Source organism: Janthinobacterium sp. FW305-128, from assembly GCF_020858135.1.
Taxonomy (GTDB): domain Bacteria; phylum Pseudomonadota; class Gammaproteobacteria; order Burkholderiales; family Burkholderiaceae_D; genus Janthinobacterium.
In genome coordinates, this window is sequence record NZ_JACYMK010000018.1 from 25,827 (window position 1) to 43,518 (window position 17,692).

The following is a 17,692-nucleotide window of genomic DNA, read 5'->3' on the forward strand; positions in this document are numbered from 1 at the left end:
CCGATGCGTCTGGTTCTTCCCCTGCTGCCGCTCCTGCTGCTATCTCTGCTGCCCGCCGCCAACGCGGCCCCCTCTGCCACCGCGCCCACGCCGATCACGCTGGACCAGGCCATGGCCGATCCCGACTGGATCGGCACACCCGTCGAAGCGGCGTGGTGGGGCTGGAACGGCCAGCTCTACTACAAACAAAAACGCCTCGGCTCGCCCCTGCGCGACACGTTTCACGTATCTGGCGCGCATGCGAAACTCAATAGCGGCAAGAAGGTCGACGATGCGCAACTGGCGAACCTCGATGGCCAGCAGATGGTCGTCAACCGGGCCGGCACGCGCGCCATCCTGCTGCGCAACGGCGACTTGTTCGAGCGCGACCTGAAAAACGGCGCTCTGGTCCAGATCACGCGGGGCGTCTCCGCCATCAGCGACCCGCAGTATTCCGCCGACGGCGGCGCTGTGCAGTACCGCAGCGGCACCGACTGGTTCAGCTGGAGCCGTGCCGACCGCCTGAGCGCCCCCGTCGCCCTGCTGCGCGCGGCCAAGGACCCGGACGCCAAGCCGGAAGCGGACGCCCTGCGCGAGCTGCAGCTGCGCCTGATCGTCAACCTGGCGCGCCAGAAGGACGACCGCGACGCGAGCCGCGAGCGCCGCCACGAAGAGCGCCGCCTGGACGCCACGCGTGCGCCGGAACCGATCTACCTGGGCGACAAAGTGACGATTTCCGGCAGTGCCCTGTCGCCGGATGGCCGCTGGCTGCTGTTCGTCACGCAAGACAAGGCCGCCGAAAAGGGCAAGCTGGGCAAACTGGCCCGCTACGTCACGGAAACGGGCTATCCGGAAGCGGACGACGAGCGCACGCGCGTGGGCCGCAACATGCCGATCGCGCAAAGCCTGAAACTCGCCGACCTGCGCACGGGCCAGGTGCGCGAGATACCGTTCGACAGCCTGCCCGGCATCGCCACCGACCCGCTGGCCAGCCTGCGCGCCGAACAGAAGCTGCCGCCGCTGAAAGGCAACCGTGCCGTGCGCGTCGACGCCCAGCGCGACGGCATCGCCTGGACCGATGACGGTTCCAAAGCGGCCGTGCGCGTGCGCGCCATCGACAACAAGGACGGCTGGCTCGCCACCGTCGACCTGGCCAACGGCGCCCTCGTGCCCGCGCACCGCATCAGCGACACGGCCTGGGTCAACCGCCGCGCCGAGGAATTCGGCTGGCTGCCCGACAATGCCACCCTGTGGTATCTGTCCGAGGAAAGCGGCTACGCCCACCTGTACACGAAAACGGGCACCGCACCCGCGCGCGCCTTGACCAGCGGGCAATGGGAAGTGAGCGCCGTCGAATGGAGCCGCGACGGCAAGACCGCCTATTTTATGTGCAACCCGCAAGCGCCAGGCACGTATGAAGTGTGTGCCAGCACGGCCAAGGATGGCGGCGCGCGCGAAGTCACCAGTCTGAAAGGCGTGGAAAACTTCGGCCTGTCGCCCGATGGCGGCAAGCTGCTGCTGCGCTATTCGACCAGCTATATGCCGGCCCAGCTGGCCACGGTTTCTGTCTCTGGCGGCAAGGCGACTATCCTGACCGATACGCGCAGCGACGCCTTCAAGGCGCGCAACTGGGTCATGCCGGAACTGGTGCAAGTGCCGTCCACGCATGGCGCGGCGCCCATCTGGGCCAAGCTGTATCGCCCGGCGCAGCTGGAAGCGGGCAAGCGCTACCCGATCGTCATGTTCGCGCACGGTGCCGGCTACCTGCAAAACGTGACGCAGCGCTACCCCGTGTACTTCCGCGAACAGATGTTCCACAACCTGCTGGTGGAGCAGGGTTACATCGTGCTCGACGTCGATTACCGCGCCTCGCTCGGCTACGGCAGCGCGTGGCGCACGGCCATCTACCGGCAGATGGGCCACCCGGAACTGGAAGATTTCATCGATGGCGCCAACTGGCTGGCAGCCCGGCACCAGGGAGACATCAAGAATGTGGGCATCTATGGCGGCAGCTATGGCGGCTTCATGAGCCTGATGGCCCTGATGCGCGCCCCGGAAATCTTCAAGTCGGGCGCCGCCCTGCGTCCCGTGACGGACTGGACCACCTACAACCACGAGTACACGGCCAACATCCTGAACACGCCGGACGTCGACCCGCAGGCGTATAAAATCTCGTCGCCGATCGAATATGCCGACAAGCTGACGGGCAACCTCCTGATCGCCCACGGCATGATCGACGACAACGTGTTTTACCAGGATTCCGTGCGCCTGGCGCAGCGCTTGATCGAGCTCAAAAAGGACAACTGGGAAATGGCCAGCTACCCGATGGAGCGCCACGGCTTCGTGCAGCCGGAAGCGTGGTATGACCAGTACCGCCGTATCTATCAGCTGTTCAATCGTACGTTGAAATAAGCGATATCAACAAAAAATGTCGGATTACGCGGCTGCGCCGCTAATCCGACCTACTCGCTGAGGTGTAGGTCGGATTAGCCCGCAAGGGCGTAATCCGACACCACACCCACCACAAGCACTCAGTCAAACGGCACCGGCCGCGGCGTCGTGTCGCTCGATGGCGGCAGGATCGGCAGCACGAGGTGCGGCTGCTTGCCCGTGAGTGTTTTCAGGAAAGCGACGAGTTGCGCGTTTTCATCGGGCGCAAACGTGCGGCCCAGCTGTAAACGGCCCATCACATCGACGGCCTGCGTCAGGGTGGCCGCTTCGCCATCGTGGAAGTAGGGATACGTCAATTCCACGTTGCGCAGGGTCGGCACCTTGAAGTTGAAGCGGTCGGCATCCTTGCCCGTCACGGCCGAGCGCCCTTGCGCCGTCATCGCCGTCTTGTACGGTTCCACCACACCCATCTTCTGGAAAGTATTGCCGCCCACGGCGGGGCCGTTATGGCAGGCGATGCAGCCGCTGGATTTGAACAGCTGGTAGCCGGCCAGTTCGTCTTTCGTCAGCGCGCTTTTCTTGCCCATCAGCCATTGGTCGAAGCGCGAACCGGGCGTCACCAGCACTTCCTCGAAGGCGGCGATGGCGCGCGTGACTTGCTCGATGGTCAATTTATCCTGGCCAAATACTTGCCGGAATTCCGCGCGGTAGGCGGGAATCGAGGCCAGCACGTCGATGGCCAGCTCGTGCGTAAAAGCCATCTCGCCCGGATTGGCGATGGGGCCGCCCGCCTGCTCCTGCAAATCCTTGGCGCGGCCATCCCAGAATTGCGCTACGTTCATGCTGGAATTGAGCACCGTTGGTGAGTTGATGGGTCCGCGCTGCCAGTTGTGGCCGATCGACGTCTTGATGTTATCCGTGCCGCCCATGCTCAGGTTATGGCAGCTATTACAGGAAATAAATCCGGAACGCGACAGCCGCGGATCGAAAAACAGTTTCTTGCCCAGTTCGACCATGGCCGGATTGGCCACCTTGGCGGCCGTGATGGGCTGGATCGGCTCCTTGCTGGCGGCGTGCAGCGTGCCGCTGAAAGCGAGGCTGGCGATGAAGACAAAGGGGGAGAGGGTACGGCGCATAGTCTAACTCCTGGAAGCATTCCCGAATCGGCGGTGCACGCCGGCGCGGGAATGCAGCGCGGCGGCCCGGTCGCCACCCGACCATCGCTGATTGGATGTTGATTTATATTAACTTTGACGGCTTGATAATGAAAATGACCGGCGTCAAGGATCGTCCAGCGCGCGAATCGCGCTTGCCATTTGGGCAAGCGTGGCACATGATGAAGGCATGCATACACCTACCTACTCCGCCCTGCGCGCCGCGTGCGCCGCCATCCTGCTGCTGGCCACCAGTGCCTGCGGCAGCGCCCCCGCACAAGATGCGCCGCCCGCGCCCGGCAATGCCGGCTTGCTGGCGCAAATCCAGGCGGAAGTGGGCGCCGCCGCCTGCGATTCCACCCAGCAATGCCAAACCATCGCCATCGGCGCCAAAGCCTGCGGCGGTCCCGAGCGCTATCTGGCCTGGTCCAGCAAGGACAATGACGGAAAAAAACTCAAGGCCTTGGCCCAGGCGCAAGCCGAGGCCAGCCGCAAGCAGCAGCAGGCGGACGGCATGATGTCGACCTGCTCCATCGTCACGGACCCGGGCGCCACCTGCGAGGCGGGACGCTGCGTGCTGCAAAAGAGCGCCATGGGCGGCAGCTCGGCGATGTAAAAAAAGCCGCTGGATCAGCGGCTTGCGTGATGCGGCAACAAGTCAGGACTGCAGCTGCAAGGTCTTGACGATCTTGCTTTCCACCTTCTCGCCCGCACCCGAGGTGGCATTCTTGCTTTCCTTGCGCAGCAACAATAGATGGTCGCCGCTGACGCCATACTGGCGCGTCTCGTCCGTCTTTTGCGTAAAGCTGACGACGACAAAGGCGCGCCCGCTCACATCAAAGTGGAAATGGCTGGCCAGCGGCGTGCCGTCGGCGGCGATCCACACCTCGATGCCGCCTTCGAACTTCTTCACATACTTGCGGTCTTTCTCCGGCACCTTGTCGAGCGACAAGGTAAAGCTGAGCAGGCGCGCCGGCTTGCCCTTGTAGCTATCGATCTTTTCCCCGCTGAACACGGCTTCCTCGATCTCGCGCGACAGGGAATCGGCCGCCGACACCATGGAACGCAACTCCGCCGCCTTCATCTCCCCCAGCGCAAAGCCGATCGGCGTCTTGACCTTCGGATCCTTCACCCTGGCGCGCTGCTCGGCCTCCACTTTCGCCAGCAAATCCTTGCTGTAGAGCACTTGCAAGCCCGCCGGCCCGCCTTCGACGGTGACTGTCGCCTGGCCGCTATCCTCTTCCGCCGCCTTGCCCTCGCCCTCGCGGCGCCAGGTTTTCGATTCCACTTGCGCCTTGATGGGCAGCTGGCCCTGCAAGCGCGCCAGCGCCGCATTCAGATCGGCCAGCCCGTCGGCCCGCGCCGTACCGCAAAACAAACTGAACAAGCCTGCAGCCGCCAGGCCCTGCACTCCAATACGTCGCCGCATCGCCACATCCCTTCAGCTCATACAAGGATGCCAAAACACCATGTTTTGGCCATCTGTTGCATTTGAACACAGCTAGCTCTGGTCAGGTGGAAAGTCTTTCTGCTATAATTCGCCGCCTTGGCCTGGTAGCTCAGTCGGTAGAGCAGAGGATTGAAAATCCTTGTGTCGGTGGTTCGATTCCGCCCCGGGCCACCAAGAATTCAGCAGTACATAGCAAAAAGCCAACCTTCGGGTTGGCTTTTTTGTTTACCGGCTCAAAAGTCTTTGCCCCGGTCCATCCATGGTGTCCGGTAGGCCAGCATACTTCGGACGGCTCTTCTCCTTGCTCGCGTTTATTTGCTCCGCCATACAAACGTGTCGACTTAAAGCTCATTCACGCCACGCCTTCCGTCGCCGCGGAGGACGACCGCCTCAAATCAGAGTGCAGGCTTATTCGGTACTTGGCACCCATTCAGCACTACATAGCAAAAAGCCAGCCTTCGGCTTGGCTTTTTTTTCAGCGTTGCTCGCTCTCGCTACAGCCTCATCGCCAGTCACGCAGCGTTACGCACAGCGATAGCTTGCCCAACGCTCTGGCGGGGCACGCCTTCGTCAAATTCATCGGCTGGATTTGAAACAAGCAATATTGCTCAAAAGATATATAATTTACATCAGCAGCCTGACTCTGGCCACACCAGGCCATTTCAGTACGACGCAAGCACAGGCATCACTTAAAAATTAGAAATGGATAGATTCAATGAAGATACTGGCAACTGTACTTAGTTCGTGCATGCTCGTTGCATGCGGTGGCGGTGGTGGCTCGTCACCTGTTCCTGTCACCCCAACAAGTCTAACAGTCAACGGCACTGCCGCAACGGGGAAGGCCATTGCTGGCGCCACTATTACTGCCAAATGCCAGACAGGCACCGGCAACGCCACGACGCTGGCTGACGGCAGCTACAGCCTTGCCGTAGCCGGCGGCAACCTACCGTGCCTGCTCCAGATCACCGATCCGGCGGATGGCTCAAAATTACACACGCTCGTGCTGGGAAACGGCAGCGCCGCCACTGCCAACATAACGCCACTAACCGAAATGCTGACGGCGCGGGTACTGGGGAGCGAACCGACGGTCTTCTTTGCCGCGTTTGACGCCACGATTGCCAACAACAAGGTCACTCCCACTGCAGTGAAGGCAGCGCAGGCTGATGTGGGGACGGTACTCAACGGTGTCGTCGACACGAGCCCCCTCGTTGATTTCCTTGCCACGCCATTGAAAGCCGCGACACAGGGCAACCCGGCCGGCGGCGATGCGCAGGACAGGCTTCTGGATGCGCTCAGAGTAAAAATCAACGCCGCCCGGCTCACCCAGGTCGTCACCGCGCTGGCCAAGATCACCAATACAGACGCCATCAAGCAAATCATCGCCGATATTGCTGCCGTCCCCCCTGTCGCCCAGGCGGGACCGCTACAAAGCGTGGTGACGGGGACTGTAGTCACGCTCGATGGCAGCGCCAGTTCGGCCGATGCCGGCCGTACGCTCAGCTATGCATGGACCCTGCAATCCAGACCGGCAGGCAGTACGGCAAGCTTGTCGTCGCCGACCTCCGTCAGACCCACTTTTACGGCGGATGTGGCCGGCACCTATGTTGCCAGCATCATCGTCAACGACGGCAAGGTCAGCAGCAACGCGGCAGCGGTCAGTATTACGGCCAGTGTAGCCAATGCGGCGCCGGTGGCGAACGCAGGCTACGCGCAAAATGTCTTGTCCGGCAGTGTGGTGGAACTCGATGGCAGCGCCAGTTCGGACGCCAATGGCGATGTCTTGACTTTTGCCTGGGAGCTGACGACAAAACCGGCGAACAGCAAGGCCTCCTTGTCTTCCGCCAGCTCGGCCAAGAGCACCTTTACCGCCGATACCACCGGTTTGTATGTAGCTAAACTCATCGTCAACGATGGCAAGGCGAGCAGTGCGGACGCAACTGTTACTGTCACCGCCAGCGCCGTCGACAACTCCGGCCCCAACGTGTCGGCCATCACTGTCACCCCCGCCATCATTGACGTCTCGCAGACAAGTCAACAGGTGACGGCCACCGTCAGCGTGACAGATGCCACCGGCGTCAATCTCAACGCCCTGCCCGCCCCCCATTGGTACAACGTCGCCGACATCGGCGGCACCCGCATCAACAGCCAATGGAAACTGGCGTCCGGCGACGCGAAGCATGCCACCTTCAGTTCGACGGTGACGATCCCCGCAGGCGCCAAAGCAGGCGAATGGCTGGTCGGCTCGCTCGCCTTCCGTGACGTATTAGACTATACGAGTACAAATGGCGGCTACAGCCAGGGTTTCACCGTGCAAAGTAATGAACTCAGCGACACATCGGGTCCCACCGTGTCAGCCATCACCGTCAATCCCACCACCGTTGATGTCTCCCAGACAAGTCAACTGGTGACGACCACCGTCACCGTGACAGATGCCACCGGGATCAATCTCAACGCCCTGCCCAATCCCTATTGGTACAACAGCGCCGATATCGGCGGTACCCGCATCGACAGCAAATGGGTGCTGGCATCCGGCGACGCGAAGCATGCTACGTTCAGTTCGACGGTGACGATACCCGCAGGCGCCAAAGCCGGCTCCTGGACGGTTGGCTGGACAGCGTTCCGTGACACATTAGGATATACGAGTACGAATGGCGGCTACAGCCAGGGTTTCACCGTGCAAAGCAATGGGCTCAGCGACACGTCAGGGCCCGCCGTTTCTGCCATCACTGTCACCCCCGCCATCGTTGACGTCTCGCAGACAAGTCAACTGGTGACGACCACCGTCACCGTGACAGATGCCACCGGGATCAATCTCAACGCCCTGCCCAATCCCTATTGGTACAACAGCGCCGATATCGGCGGCACCCGCATCGACAGCAAATGGGTGCTGGCATCCGGCGACGCGAAGCATGCTACTTTCAGTTCAACGGTGACGATACCCGCAGGCGCCAAAGCCGGCTCCTGGACGGTTGGCTGGACAGCGTTCCGTGACACATTAGGATATACAAGTACGAATGGTGGCTACGACAAAAGTTTCACCGTTAAATAAGCGCGCCAGGCAGCACCAGACGGTCAATCAGGGAGCTGCCAGCCCGCTCTGAACATCCTCAGCCAACCTCCGGGTTGGCTTTTTTGTTTGCCTTGCACAAAACCTCCACCCCACCCCGCCGCTATGTACGCAAACGAACGGACTGCAGCCGCCCAAGGGCCCATGCTGCAGGCAGACCATCACTTTCCCTCCCGCCGCCAGCGCCCTGCGCGACACGGCTGACGGGTCGGCTGGTCAGCTCTCCCCGCCACACCGCCATGCGAAACTCGCGCCCGACGCCGTCGAGCCGTTCCGTACATTACGGCTCACTGCCAAAGGATGCATCATGAAACCTACCCTGATATTGCTCGCGCTCGCCTCTACCCTCGCCCTGACCGCTTGCCAGCGCGAAGCGCCACCCGCACCGACCGTCGTCCAAGTCGTTCCCGGCCCTGCCGGCGCGCCTGGTCCTGCCGGCGCCACGGGCGCCAAGGGCGCTGAAGCCCCTGCCGGCGCGACCGGTGCCACCGGCGCCACGGGCCAGACCGGCGACAGCGGCGCCGCCGGATACGATGGCGCCAAGGGCGCTACCGGTGCACAAGGCAACGATGGCGCCAAAGGCGACGACGGCGCCAAGGGCAAGACGGGCGACACGGTGATCGTCGTCCCGCAACGCTAATACCGTTAGCGCCGGCTATCGGCGACAACCTTGTTCAGCCACAACGCCAACCCTTGCGGTTGGCGTTGCTGCGTATGCGCTGTACCGCACAGTCACATCGGCCGCATCGGCCTACCCTGTCGTCATGACACAGGGAGATATCGCATGCTGACGCTCATACTGATGGTGGCCCTGCTGGGCCTGGTTGTACTGTTCGCGCCCGGCCCCGTGCGCCGCGCACTGATTACCCCGCACCTGCTGGCCCTGTTCAAACGCATCCTGCCGACGATGTCCGACACGGAACGCGACGCGCTCGAAGCGGGCACCACGTGGTGGGATGCCGAGCTGTTTTCCGGCAAGCCCGACTGGACAAAATTGCTGGGCTATGGCCGCGCCACGCTCAGCGCCGAAGAGCGCCATTTTCTTGACCATGACGTCGAGCGCTTGTGCGAACTGGTCGACGACTGGGAAACCCAACAGGCGCAGGATTTGCCACCGCAAGCCTGGGCCTACATGAAAAGCCAGGGTTTCCTCGGCATGATCATTCCCAAGCAATACGGCGGCAAACAGTTCTCCGCCTACATGCATTCGCAGGTGGTGATGAAACTGTCGAGCCGCTGCTCGGCGCTGGCCGTGACCGTGATGGTGCCCAATTCGCTGGGACCGGCCGAGTTGTTGTTGCACTACGGCACCGAGGAACAGAAAAACCATTACTTGCCGCGATTGGCTGCCGGCACCGAGATTCCCTGCTTTGCCCTGACCAGCCCGTATGCGGGCTCCGACGCGGCCGCCATCCCCGACCTGGGCGTCGTGTGCATGGGCATGCATGAAGGTCGCCCCACCCTGGGTTTCCGCCTCACGTGGAACAAGCGCTACATCACCCTGGCGCCCGTGGCGACCTTGCTGGGGCTGGCTTTCCAGACCAGCGACCCCGACCACTTGCTATCCGACAACGATACGCCGGGCATCACCTGCGCCCTGATCCCCGCCAGCCACGACGGCGTGCTGATCGGCCGCCGCCACCATCCCTTGAACGCCGCCTTCCAGAACGGCCCCACGTCCGGCAACGATGTCTTTATCCCTATCGACTGGGTCATCGGCGGCCAGGCGCAAGTGGGGAAAGGATGGCGCATGCTGATGGAATGCCTGGCGGCCGGACGCGCCATCTCGCTGCCCTCGTCCAGCGTGGGAATGGGCAAGATGGCCGTGCGCGGCACCGGCGCGTATGCGGCCGTGCGGCGCCAGTTCAACATGCCCATCGGCAAGTTCGAAGGGGTGCAGGAAGCGCTGGCCCGCATGGGCGCCAACCTGTACCTGATGGATGCGGCCCGCACCCTGGCCGCGCATGCCGTCGACCTGGGCGAGAAGCCGGCCGTCATTTCCGCCATCGTCAAATACCATGTGACGGAACGGGGCCGCGCGCTCGTCAACGACGGCATGGACATTCTCGGCGGCAAGGGCATCTGCGTGGGTCCGAACAATTTCCTCGCCAGCGCCTACCAGCAAATCCCCATCGCGATCACCGTCGAAGGGGCCAACATCCTCACGCGCAGCCTGATCATCTTCGGCCAGGGCGCCATCCGCGCGCATCCATATGTACTGAGGGAAATGGCCGCCGTCAACGAAAGCGACGGCCGCAAGGCCTTGCGCGATTTCGATGCGGCCTTCTTCGGCCATGTGGGCTTTGTGCTGGGCAACGTGGCCAGGGGCTTGTGGTACGGACTGGGCGGCGCGCGCCTGGCGGCCGTGCCCGACGCCGGCGCCCCGGCACTGGCGCCCTACTACCGCGCCCTGACGCGGCTGTCGACGGCGTTTGCCGTCATGACGGATATGTCGATGTTCGTGCTTGGTGGCGAACTCAAGCGCCGCGAGCGGCTGTCCGCCAGATTGGGCGACGTGCTGGCGCAGCTGTATTTGTGCTCCGCGGTGCTGAAGCGCTACGAGGACGATGGCCGGCCCGAGGCCGACCTGCCCTACGTGCACTGGTCGCTGCAGGATGCGCTGGTCAAGGCGCAACAGGGCTTGACGGGCGTGCTCGACAATTTCCCCGCGCGCGTGCTGGCCGTGCTGCTGCGCACCTTGCTGTTCCCGTTCGGCCTGCCCCACCGCCCGCCGTCCGACGAGCTGGGCAGCGAAGTGGCGCTGGCCCTGCAAACGCCGGGCGCCGACCGCGAACGCCTGCTGGCCGACGGCCATGTCGCCAGCGAGGGCAACGATCCCGTCGCCTGCGCCGAGCGGGCGCTGGCCTTGCTGCCCGAGGTTTTGCACATCGAAAAACGCCTGAAGGACACGCCCGAAGGCGCGGCCCTGCGGCACCTGCCGCAAAGCCTGTCCGCCATGCAGCCGTGGCTGGCAGCGGCCAAGGCCACAGGCAACGTCAACTGCCAGGAGCACAATAGCTTGCTGGAATATGCGCGCCTGGTCGACGGCTTGATCCAGGTAGACGATTTTGCGCCCGCCGCAGCGCACGAAACGCCGGACGCCTATCCCCGCGATGACGCCGGCGTGGTCGAGTCCAACGACAAGCCCAGCACGAGCGGCACCAGTGCCGCATACACGACGATCACCGACAGCCAGACGGCGCCGGGCCAGTACGCCCTGACGCCAAAATAAATGCTGGAAAATACCAGCGGACACAGCACGGATGCCAGGCTCACGGACGAGGCCAGCACGCCCTGAAATTGGCCTTGCCTGTCCTCGGCAACTTGCCGCGTGGCCAGCGACTGCAGGGCCGGCGCGCCGATGCCGCCCAGGGCGAACACGGGCATGATGGCGAAGATCATCCAGCTGCGGGTGGCGAAGGCCATGACGACCAGGGCCACGCAGGCGCACGCCGCGCCCGCCAGGATGGTGGCGCGCTCGCCCAGCAGTTTCACGGCCGGGCCGGGCAGAAAAGCCTGGGCCAGCGCCTGGCACACGCCAAACGCGCCCAGCGACAGGCCGATCCACAGCCCGTTCCATTCGAACGCATCGTGGCCCCACAGCGCCCAGCACACGCCATACACCTCGCCCGCCGCGCTGAAGGTAAAGAAGATGGCGGTGATCGGCAGCAAGCTTTTCTGCGATAACACCCAGCGCAGCGGGCGCAATGGATTCAATGCCGCCAGGTCGATTTTTTCGCCCGTGGGCCGACGTGATTCTGGCAACGTCAGCAACGCCAGCAGCAGGTTGCCGGCATTCAAGATGGCCGCCGTCATGAACGGCAGGCGCAGCCCGTAATCGCCCAGCGCGCCGCCCAGAACGGGGCCGATGATGAAGCCGGCGCCGAACATGGCGTTGAGCAAGCCGAAACGGCGCGCCCGCGTTTCCTCGGGAGAAATATCGGTGATGTAGGCCGTGGCCACGGACACATTGGCGCTCGTCAAGCCCGCAATGGCGCGCCCCAGCAGCAGCATCCACAGGCTGGGCGCAAACGCGAGGAACAGGTAATTGACGGCCGCGCCCGCCAGCGAAAGCAGCAGCACGGGGCGCCGCCCCAGGCGGTCGCTCAGCGCGCCCAGCACGGGCGCAAAGATGAACTGCATCAACGCATACAGGGCCGTCATGATGCCGATGTACGCCGCCACGTTATCGGCACGCGTGACGTCGCGCAGCAACGCGGGCAAGATGGGGAAGACCAGGCCGATGCCGATGGCATCGAGCACGACGGTGGCAAAGATGACAGGCAGCGCTGTCGCCGGAATGGCTATTTTCATATACTCAATCTAAATATGTACTCAGTACATAAATAGTACGCCCAGCCTGGCTGCACCATCAAGCCTTATCTGTACTCAGTACACTTCGTGTATGATCGGGGCAACATGACGATTCCTTCCGACCTCCGCTCCCGCAAACGCCTTGCCACCCGGCAAGCCATCTCGAATGCCGCCACGCGCTTGTTTTTCGTGCGCGGCTTCGAGCAGGTGACGGTGGACGAGATCGCGGCGGCTGCCAGCGTGGGACGCATGACGGTGTTCAACCACTTCCCCCGCAAGGAAGACATGTTCTTCGACCGCGAGGAAGAGGGACGCGAACTGCTGCGCGCCGCCTTGCGCCAGCGCGATCCCATGGTGCCCCCGGTCGAAACGCTGTGCCTGCTGGCGCACCGCCTGGTACGGGAAGACAGTCCCTACGTCACGTTTTCCGCCGCCGGCCAGGGTTTTATTGCCACCATCGAGGCCAGCGAGACCCTGAAAGCGCGGGCGCGGGCGATCCGCGACGAGTTGGCGCAAGTGGTGGCAACGGCGCTGACCGACAGCACGGGGCGCGACGCGCACGATCCCCAGGCCCGGCTGGCGGCCAGCCTGCTGCTGGCCACCTGGAGCACGGCCCTGATCGAAGCGCACCGGCACTTCCGCCAGCATGGCGACACACAGCTGGCCAAGACCTGCTTTCTGTCCTTGGTGGACCAGGGGCATGTCGGCCTGAAGGCAGCGTTGGCGGGCACGCCTTACGTCTGACGTTGCCGGGTATCGGATGTCAATCCCTTGACCCAAGGCAAGGCAATCTGGCGCCAGCCCGCCTACAATCGCCGGCTTTGCCCATCCCATGCGCCACGCTCCCGAACTCCTCCTGCCTGCCGGCTCCCTGGCCAAGATGCATGCCGCCTTCGACTATGGCGCCGACGCCGTCTACGCGGGCCAGCCGCGCTACAGCTTGCGCGTGCGCAATAACGATTTTTCGACCTTGCAAGCCTTGCAGGAGGGCATTGATGGCGCGCATGCGCGGGGCAAGCAATTCTTTGTCGCCAGCAATATCTTCGCCCACAACGCCAAGCTGAAGACGTATTTGCGCGACATGGAACCGGTGATCGCCATGCGCCCCGACGCCCTGATCATGGCCGATCCGGGCCTGATCATGATGGTGCGCGACAAGTGGCCGGAGATTCCCGTGCACTTATCGGTGCAGGCGAATGCCGTCAACTGGGCCGACGTGAAGTTCTGGCACCGCATGGGATTGACGCGCGTGATCCTGTCGCGCGAACTGTCGCTCGACGAGATCGAGGAAATCCGCCAGCGCTGCCCGGAAATGGAACTCGAAGTGTTCGTCCATGGCGCCTTGTGCATCGCCTATTCGGGCCGCTGCCTGCTGTCCGGCTATTTCAACCACCGCGACCCGAACCAGGGCACGTGCACGAATTCCTGCCGCTGGGATTACAAGGTGAAAAATGCCGCCGAAGACGCCAGCGGCGACCTGGGCGGCATGCAGGTAGTGCCGCTGGAATTTCATCAGGCGCTGGCCGAGGCGGACAACAATGCCTTTTCCGCCCTGCACCAGCAGCCGCGCCACCCGCTGGCCGACCAGCCCTACTTCATCGAAGAAGCGCAGCGGCCGGGCCAGCTGATGCCGATACTCGAAGACGAGCACGGCACCTACATCATGAATTCGAAGGACTTGCGCGCCGTCGAACACATCGAGCGCCTGGTCAAGATCGGCGTCGATTCGCTGAAGGTCGAAGGCCGCACCAAGTCGCTGTACTACGCGGCGCGCACGGCGCAAGTCTACCGCCAGGCCATCGACGACGCGGTGGCGGGCCGCCCCTTCGATATCAGCCTGCTGGGACAGCTGCAAGGCCTGGCCAACCGCGGCTACACGGACGGTTTTTATCAACGCCACCACACGCAGACGCACCAGAACTACATGCGCGGCGCGTCGGAAGCGGACCGCAGCCAGTACGTGGGCGACGTGCTGGACGTGACGGACGGCTGGGCCAGGGTGGACGTGAAAAACCGCTTTGCCGTGGGCGACCGCATCGAAGCCCTGCATCCGGGCGGCAACCGCGACTTCACTATTACCCGCATGCTGGCCGACGACGGCAGCGAAATCCAGGTGGCGCCCGGCAGCGGCCACTTCGTGCGCATCGAACTCGACGGGGCGCTAAATAAAGCCTTGCTGGCGCGCTATTTGTAACCGCCAGTCTGGCGGCGGCATCGGCAAACCAGTCAGCAAGTGTTTGATTTGACAAGAGAAGTTTCGATTGCTAGCGCCTAAATAATTTGTTTAGGCTTCAACATTGCTATACGATACGGCCACCCTGCGCCCGGGGGCCTGATCGGCATCCCGGGCATCCCTGACACGTTCACCGGAATCCCCGATGCCACCTGCCACCTCTGCCCTGATCACCAATGACGCCGTCGTCCTCGGCCTGCTCGCCATGACCCTGGGGGGCGTCTTCTGGACCGCCTCCCGCGCCAACGGCTTCTGGAAAAAGTTTTATACCTATATCCCGTCGCTGCTGATGTGCTACCTGATCCCGGCGCTGCTCAACACCTTTGGCATCATCGACGGCAACGCCTCCGGCCTGTACGCCGTGGCGCGCGACTACCTGCTGCCCAGCGCGCTGGTGCTGCTGTGCGTGGCCATCGATTTCGGCGGCATTATCCGCCTCGGCCCCAAGGCCATCATCATGTTCCTCACGGGAACGCTGGGCGTCATGCTGGGCGCCCTCGTCTCGTTCGAAGCCGTGCGTTTGATCCACCCGGAAACGGTGGCGGGCGACACCTGGCGCGGCATGACCACTGTCGCCGGCTCGTGGATAGGCGGCGGCGCCAACCAGGCGGCCATGAAGGAAGTGTTTGAAGTGGACGCCACCCTGTTCGGCCAGTTCGTCGCCGTCGACGTGCTGGTGGCCAACGTCTGGACGGCCGTGCTGCTGTTCCTGGCCGGCCGCGCGGGCGCCTTCGACCGCTGGACGGGCGCCGATTTGACCGCCATCAATGCGCTCAAGGACAGCATCGAAAGCTACCGTGCCCAGCACGCGCGCGTCGCCAATCTGACCGACATCATGATCATCCTCGGCGTGGGCCTGGGCGTGACGGGCCTGTCGCACTTCCTGGCCGGCCCCATCATCAGCTGGATCACCACCCTGCCGGCAGAATGGCGCCTGCAGGATTACAGCCTGACGTCGAACTTCTTCTGGATCGTCGTGCTCGCCACCACCTTCGGCCTGCTGCTGAGTTTTAGCCGGGCGCGTAGCCTGGAAGGCGCGGGCGCCTCGACCATCGGCTCGGCCATGCTGTACGTGCTGGTGGCCACCATCGGCATGCACATGGACTTGAAAGCCCTGTTCGACAAACCTTTCCTGTTCCTGTTGGGCCTGATCTGGATCGCCGTGCACGGCGGCCTGATGCTGCTCGTCGCCAAGCTGATCCGCGCGCCCCTGTTCTTCATGGCCGTCGGATCGCAAGCGAACATCGGCGGCGCCGCCTCGGCCCCCGTCATCGCCAGCGCCTTCCACCCGGCCCTGGCCCCCGTGGGCGTCCTGCTGGCCGTGCTCGGCTACGCGCTGGGCACCTATGGCGCCTACATCACGGGCTTGATCCTGCGCAGCATGGCGGGGTGATGCCCATCCCGGCTTGACCAGCCAAGCTTGCAACGACAACGCCAGCCTTCGGGCTGGCGTTGTCGTTTACTGCTCGCATCGGCCGCAGTGTCCTGAAAACTCCCCACAATGTAGCAGAAACCCCTCAAAACCAAATTTCTGCACCATTTTTGTGCGAAATCTGCGATGATAGTTGCCCAAATAACCGATTACCTCCATGGAATTCTGATGAAATACGCATCTGCTCACGAGTATGTCCAGCATGTCGCCGCACGCAATCCAGGTCAGCCCGAGTTTCTGCAAGCCGTCACCGAAGTCATGGAGAGCTTGTGGCCGTTCCTGGAACAGCACCCGAAATACGCGGAACAAGGCTTGCTGGAACGCTTGATCGAGCCGGAGCGCGTGGTGATGTTCCGCGTGTCGTGGGTCGATGACCATGGGCAGGTGCAAGTCAACCGCGGCTACCGCATCCAGCACAGCATGGCCATCGGGCCATACAAGGGCGGCATCCGCTTCCACCCTTCCGTCACCCTGTCCGTGCTGAAATTCCTTGCCTTCGAACAGACGTTCAAGAATGCGCTGACCACGTTACCCATGGGCGGCGGCAAGGGCGGCGCCGATTTCGATCCGAAGGGCAAGAGCCCGGGCGAAGTGATGCGCTTCTGCCAGGCGTTTGTCAGCGAACTGTTCCGTCACGTGGGTGCGGATACGGACGTGCCGGCCGGCGACATCGGCGTGGGCGGGCGCGAAGTGGGCTATATGGCCGGCATGATGAAAAAGCTCAGCAACCGCGCCGACTGCGTGTTTACGGGCAAGGGCGCCAGCTTCGGCGGTTCGCTGATGCGGCCGGAAGCGACGGGCTACGGCACCGTGTATTTTGCGCAAGAAATGCTGAAGACGCGGGGCCGCTCGTTCGAAGGCATGCGCGTGTCCGTTTCCGGCTCCGGCAACGTGGCGCAGTACGCGGTGGAAAAAGCCATGGCCATGGGCGCGAAAGTCATCACCGTCTCCGATTCCAGCGGCACCGTCATCGACGAAGACGGTTTTACGCCGGGAAAGCTGGCCATCCTGATGGAGGTCAAGAACCATCTGTATGGCCGGGTCAGCGATTACGCAGAACGCACGGGCGTGCGCTTCGAAGCGGGCGTGTCGCCATGGCATGTGCCGGTCGACATCGCCCTGCCCTGCGCCACGCAAAATGAACTCGATATCGCCGATGCGCGCCTGCTCATCGCCAATGGCGTGCAATGCGTGGCCGAAGGGGCCAACATGCCTACCACTATCGAGGCAGCCAAAGCCTTCGAGGCGGCCGGCGTGCTGTACGCGCCGGGCAAGGCCAGCAATGCGGGCGGCGTGGCCACTTCCGGCCTGGAAATGAGCCAGAACGCGGCCCGCATTTCCTGGCCGCGCGAAGAAGTCGACGCACGTTTGCTGCAGATCATGCAAGGCATCCATGCGGCGTGCAAGCAATACGGCACGCGCGCCGACGGCACGGTCAGCTACGTCGATGGCGCGAACATCGCCGGCTTCGTCAAAGTGGCCGATGCGATGCTGGCGCAAGGGGTCATTTAAGCGTAGGTCGGCTTAGCGCGAAGCGCGTAAGCCGACACCACCGCAAGCATCAACAATGTCGTCGGATTACGCGCGGCGTTGCCGCGCTAATCCGACCTTGTATTATTCCCCTCATGCCGTTCGTGGTATTGCGAACGGTATCGACCGCTGTCAAAATCTT

11 protein-coding genes, 1 tRNA gene and 1 pseudogene are annotated in these 17,692 nt (G+C 63.1%); 10 read left to right on the plus strand and 3 right to left on the minus strand.

Going from position 1 to position 17,692, the window contains the following annotated elements:
- Positions 1-3: 3 nt before the first annotated feature.
- On the plus strand, positions 4-2,391 hold the full coding sequence (locus IGS60_RS27455; protein ID WP_230506780.1) for a S9 family peptidase: 2,388 nt from the start codon (positions 4-6) through the stop codon (positions 2,389-2,391).
- Positions 2,392-2,510: 119 nt separating this feature from the next.
- On the opposite strand, the gene IGS60_RS27460 is transcribed toward IGS60_RS27455, so the two are convergent.
- Complete coding sequence (locus IGS60_RS27460; protein ID WP_121668405.1) at positions 2,511-3,506, minus strand: cytochrome-c peroxidase; 996 nt, start codon at positions 3,504-3,506, stop codon at positions 2,511-2,513.
- A 208-nt stretch (positions 3,507-3,714) separates the two neighbouring features.
- Between IGS60_RS27460 and IGS60_RS27465 the strand changes: the two genes are divergently transcribed.
- On the plus strand, positions 3,715-4,140 hold the full coding sequence (locus IGS60_RS27465) for a hypothetical protein (protein ID WP_070292443.1): 426 nt from the start codon (positions 3,715-3,717) through the stop codon (positions 4,138-4,140).
- A 42-nt stretch (positions 4,141-4,182) separates the two neighbouring features.
- On the opposite strand, the gene IGS60_RS27470 is transcribed toward IGS60_RS27465, so the two are convergent.
- Positions 4,183-4,953, minus strand: coding sequence for a hypothetical protein (locus tag IGS60_RS27470; protein ID WP_230506781.1), 771 nt, complete (start codon positions 4,951-4,953; stop codon positions 4,183-4,185).
- Between the two features lie 119 nt (positions 4,954-5,072).
- Between IGS60_RS27470 and IGS60_RS27475 the strand changes: the two genes are divergently transcribed.
- The 4 genes from IGS60_RS27475 (at position 5,073) to IGS60_RS27490 (ending at position 11,273) form a co-directional block, all read left to right on the plus strand.
- Positions 5,073-5,148 (plus strand) — tRNA-Phe (locus tag IGS60_RS27475).
- A gap of 541 nt (positions 5,149-5,689) precedes the next feature.
- On the plus strand, positions 5,690-8,023 hold the full coding sequence (locus IGS60_RS27480; RefSeq protein ID WP_230506782.1) for a PKD domain-containing protein: 2,334 nt from the start codon (positions 5,690-5,692) through the stop codon (positions 8,021-8,023).
- Between the two features lie 325 nt (positions 8,024-8,348).
- Positions 8,349-8,681 carry a hypothetical protein gene (locus tag IGS60_RS28425; protein ID WP_070217656.1) on the plus strand — a complete coding sequence of 111 codons (333 nt, stop codon included), beginning with the start codon at positions 8,349-8,351 and terminating at the stop codon, positions 8,679-8,681.
- Positions 8,682-8,825: 144 nt separating this feature from the next.
- On the plus strand, positions 8,826-11,273 hold the full coding sequence (locus IGS60_RS27490; protein ID WP_230506783.1) for an acyl-CoA dehydrogenase: 2,448 nt from the start codon (positions 8,826-8,828) through the stop codon (positions 11,271-11,273).
- On the opposite strand, the pseudogene IGS60_RS27495 reads toward IGS60_RS27490, so the two are convergent.
- Positions 11,243-12,355, minus strand: a pseudogene (locus IGS60_RS27495) (TCR/Tet family MFS transporter); the annotation flags it as partial. The gene IGS60_RS27490 and the pseudogene IGS60_RS27495 overlap by 31 nt on opposite strands.
- A gap of 105 nt (positions 12,356-12,460) precedes the next feature.
- Between IGS60_RS27495 and IGS60_RS27500 the strand changes: the two are divergent.
- The 4 genes from IGS60_RS27500 to gdhA all read left to right on the plus strand — a co-directional run bounded on the left by IGS60_RS27500 (position 12,461) and on the right by gdhA (position 17,532).
- Positions 12,461-13,099: a TetR/AcrR family transcriptional regulator gene (locus IGS60_RS27500; protein ID WP_230506784.1), complete on the plus strand. Its 639-nt coding sequence runs from the start codon at positions 12,461-12,463 to the stop codon at positions 13,097-13,099.
- 88 nt (positions 13,100-13,187) lie between these two features.
- Positions 13,188-14,549, plus strand: coding sequence for a tRNA 5-hydroxyuridine modification protein YegQ (yegQ, locus tag IGS60_RS27505; RefSeq protein ID WP_230506785.1), 1,362 nt, complete (start codon positions 13,188-13,190; stop codon positions 14,547-14,549).
- Positions 14,550-14,733: 184 nt separating this feature from the next.
- Entirely contained in the window at positions 14,734-15,981 is a 1,248-nt protein-coding gene (locus IGS60_RS27510) for a DUF819 domain-containing protein (protein ID WP_230506786.1), read from the plus strand.
- 207 nt (positions 15,982-16,188) lie between these two features.
- Positions 16,189-17,532 (plus strand): NADP-specific glutamate dehydrogenase, encoded by a 1,344-nt coding sequence (gene gdhA / locus IGS60_RS27515; RefSeq protein WP_230506787.1) that lies wholly within the window; start codon positions 16,189-16,191, stop codon positions 17,530-17,532.
- Positions 17,533-17,692: the final 160 nt, after the last annotated feature.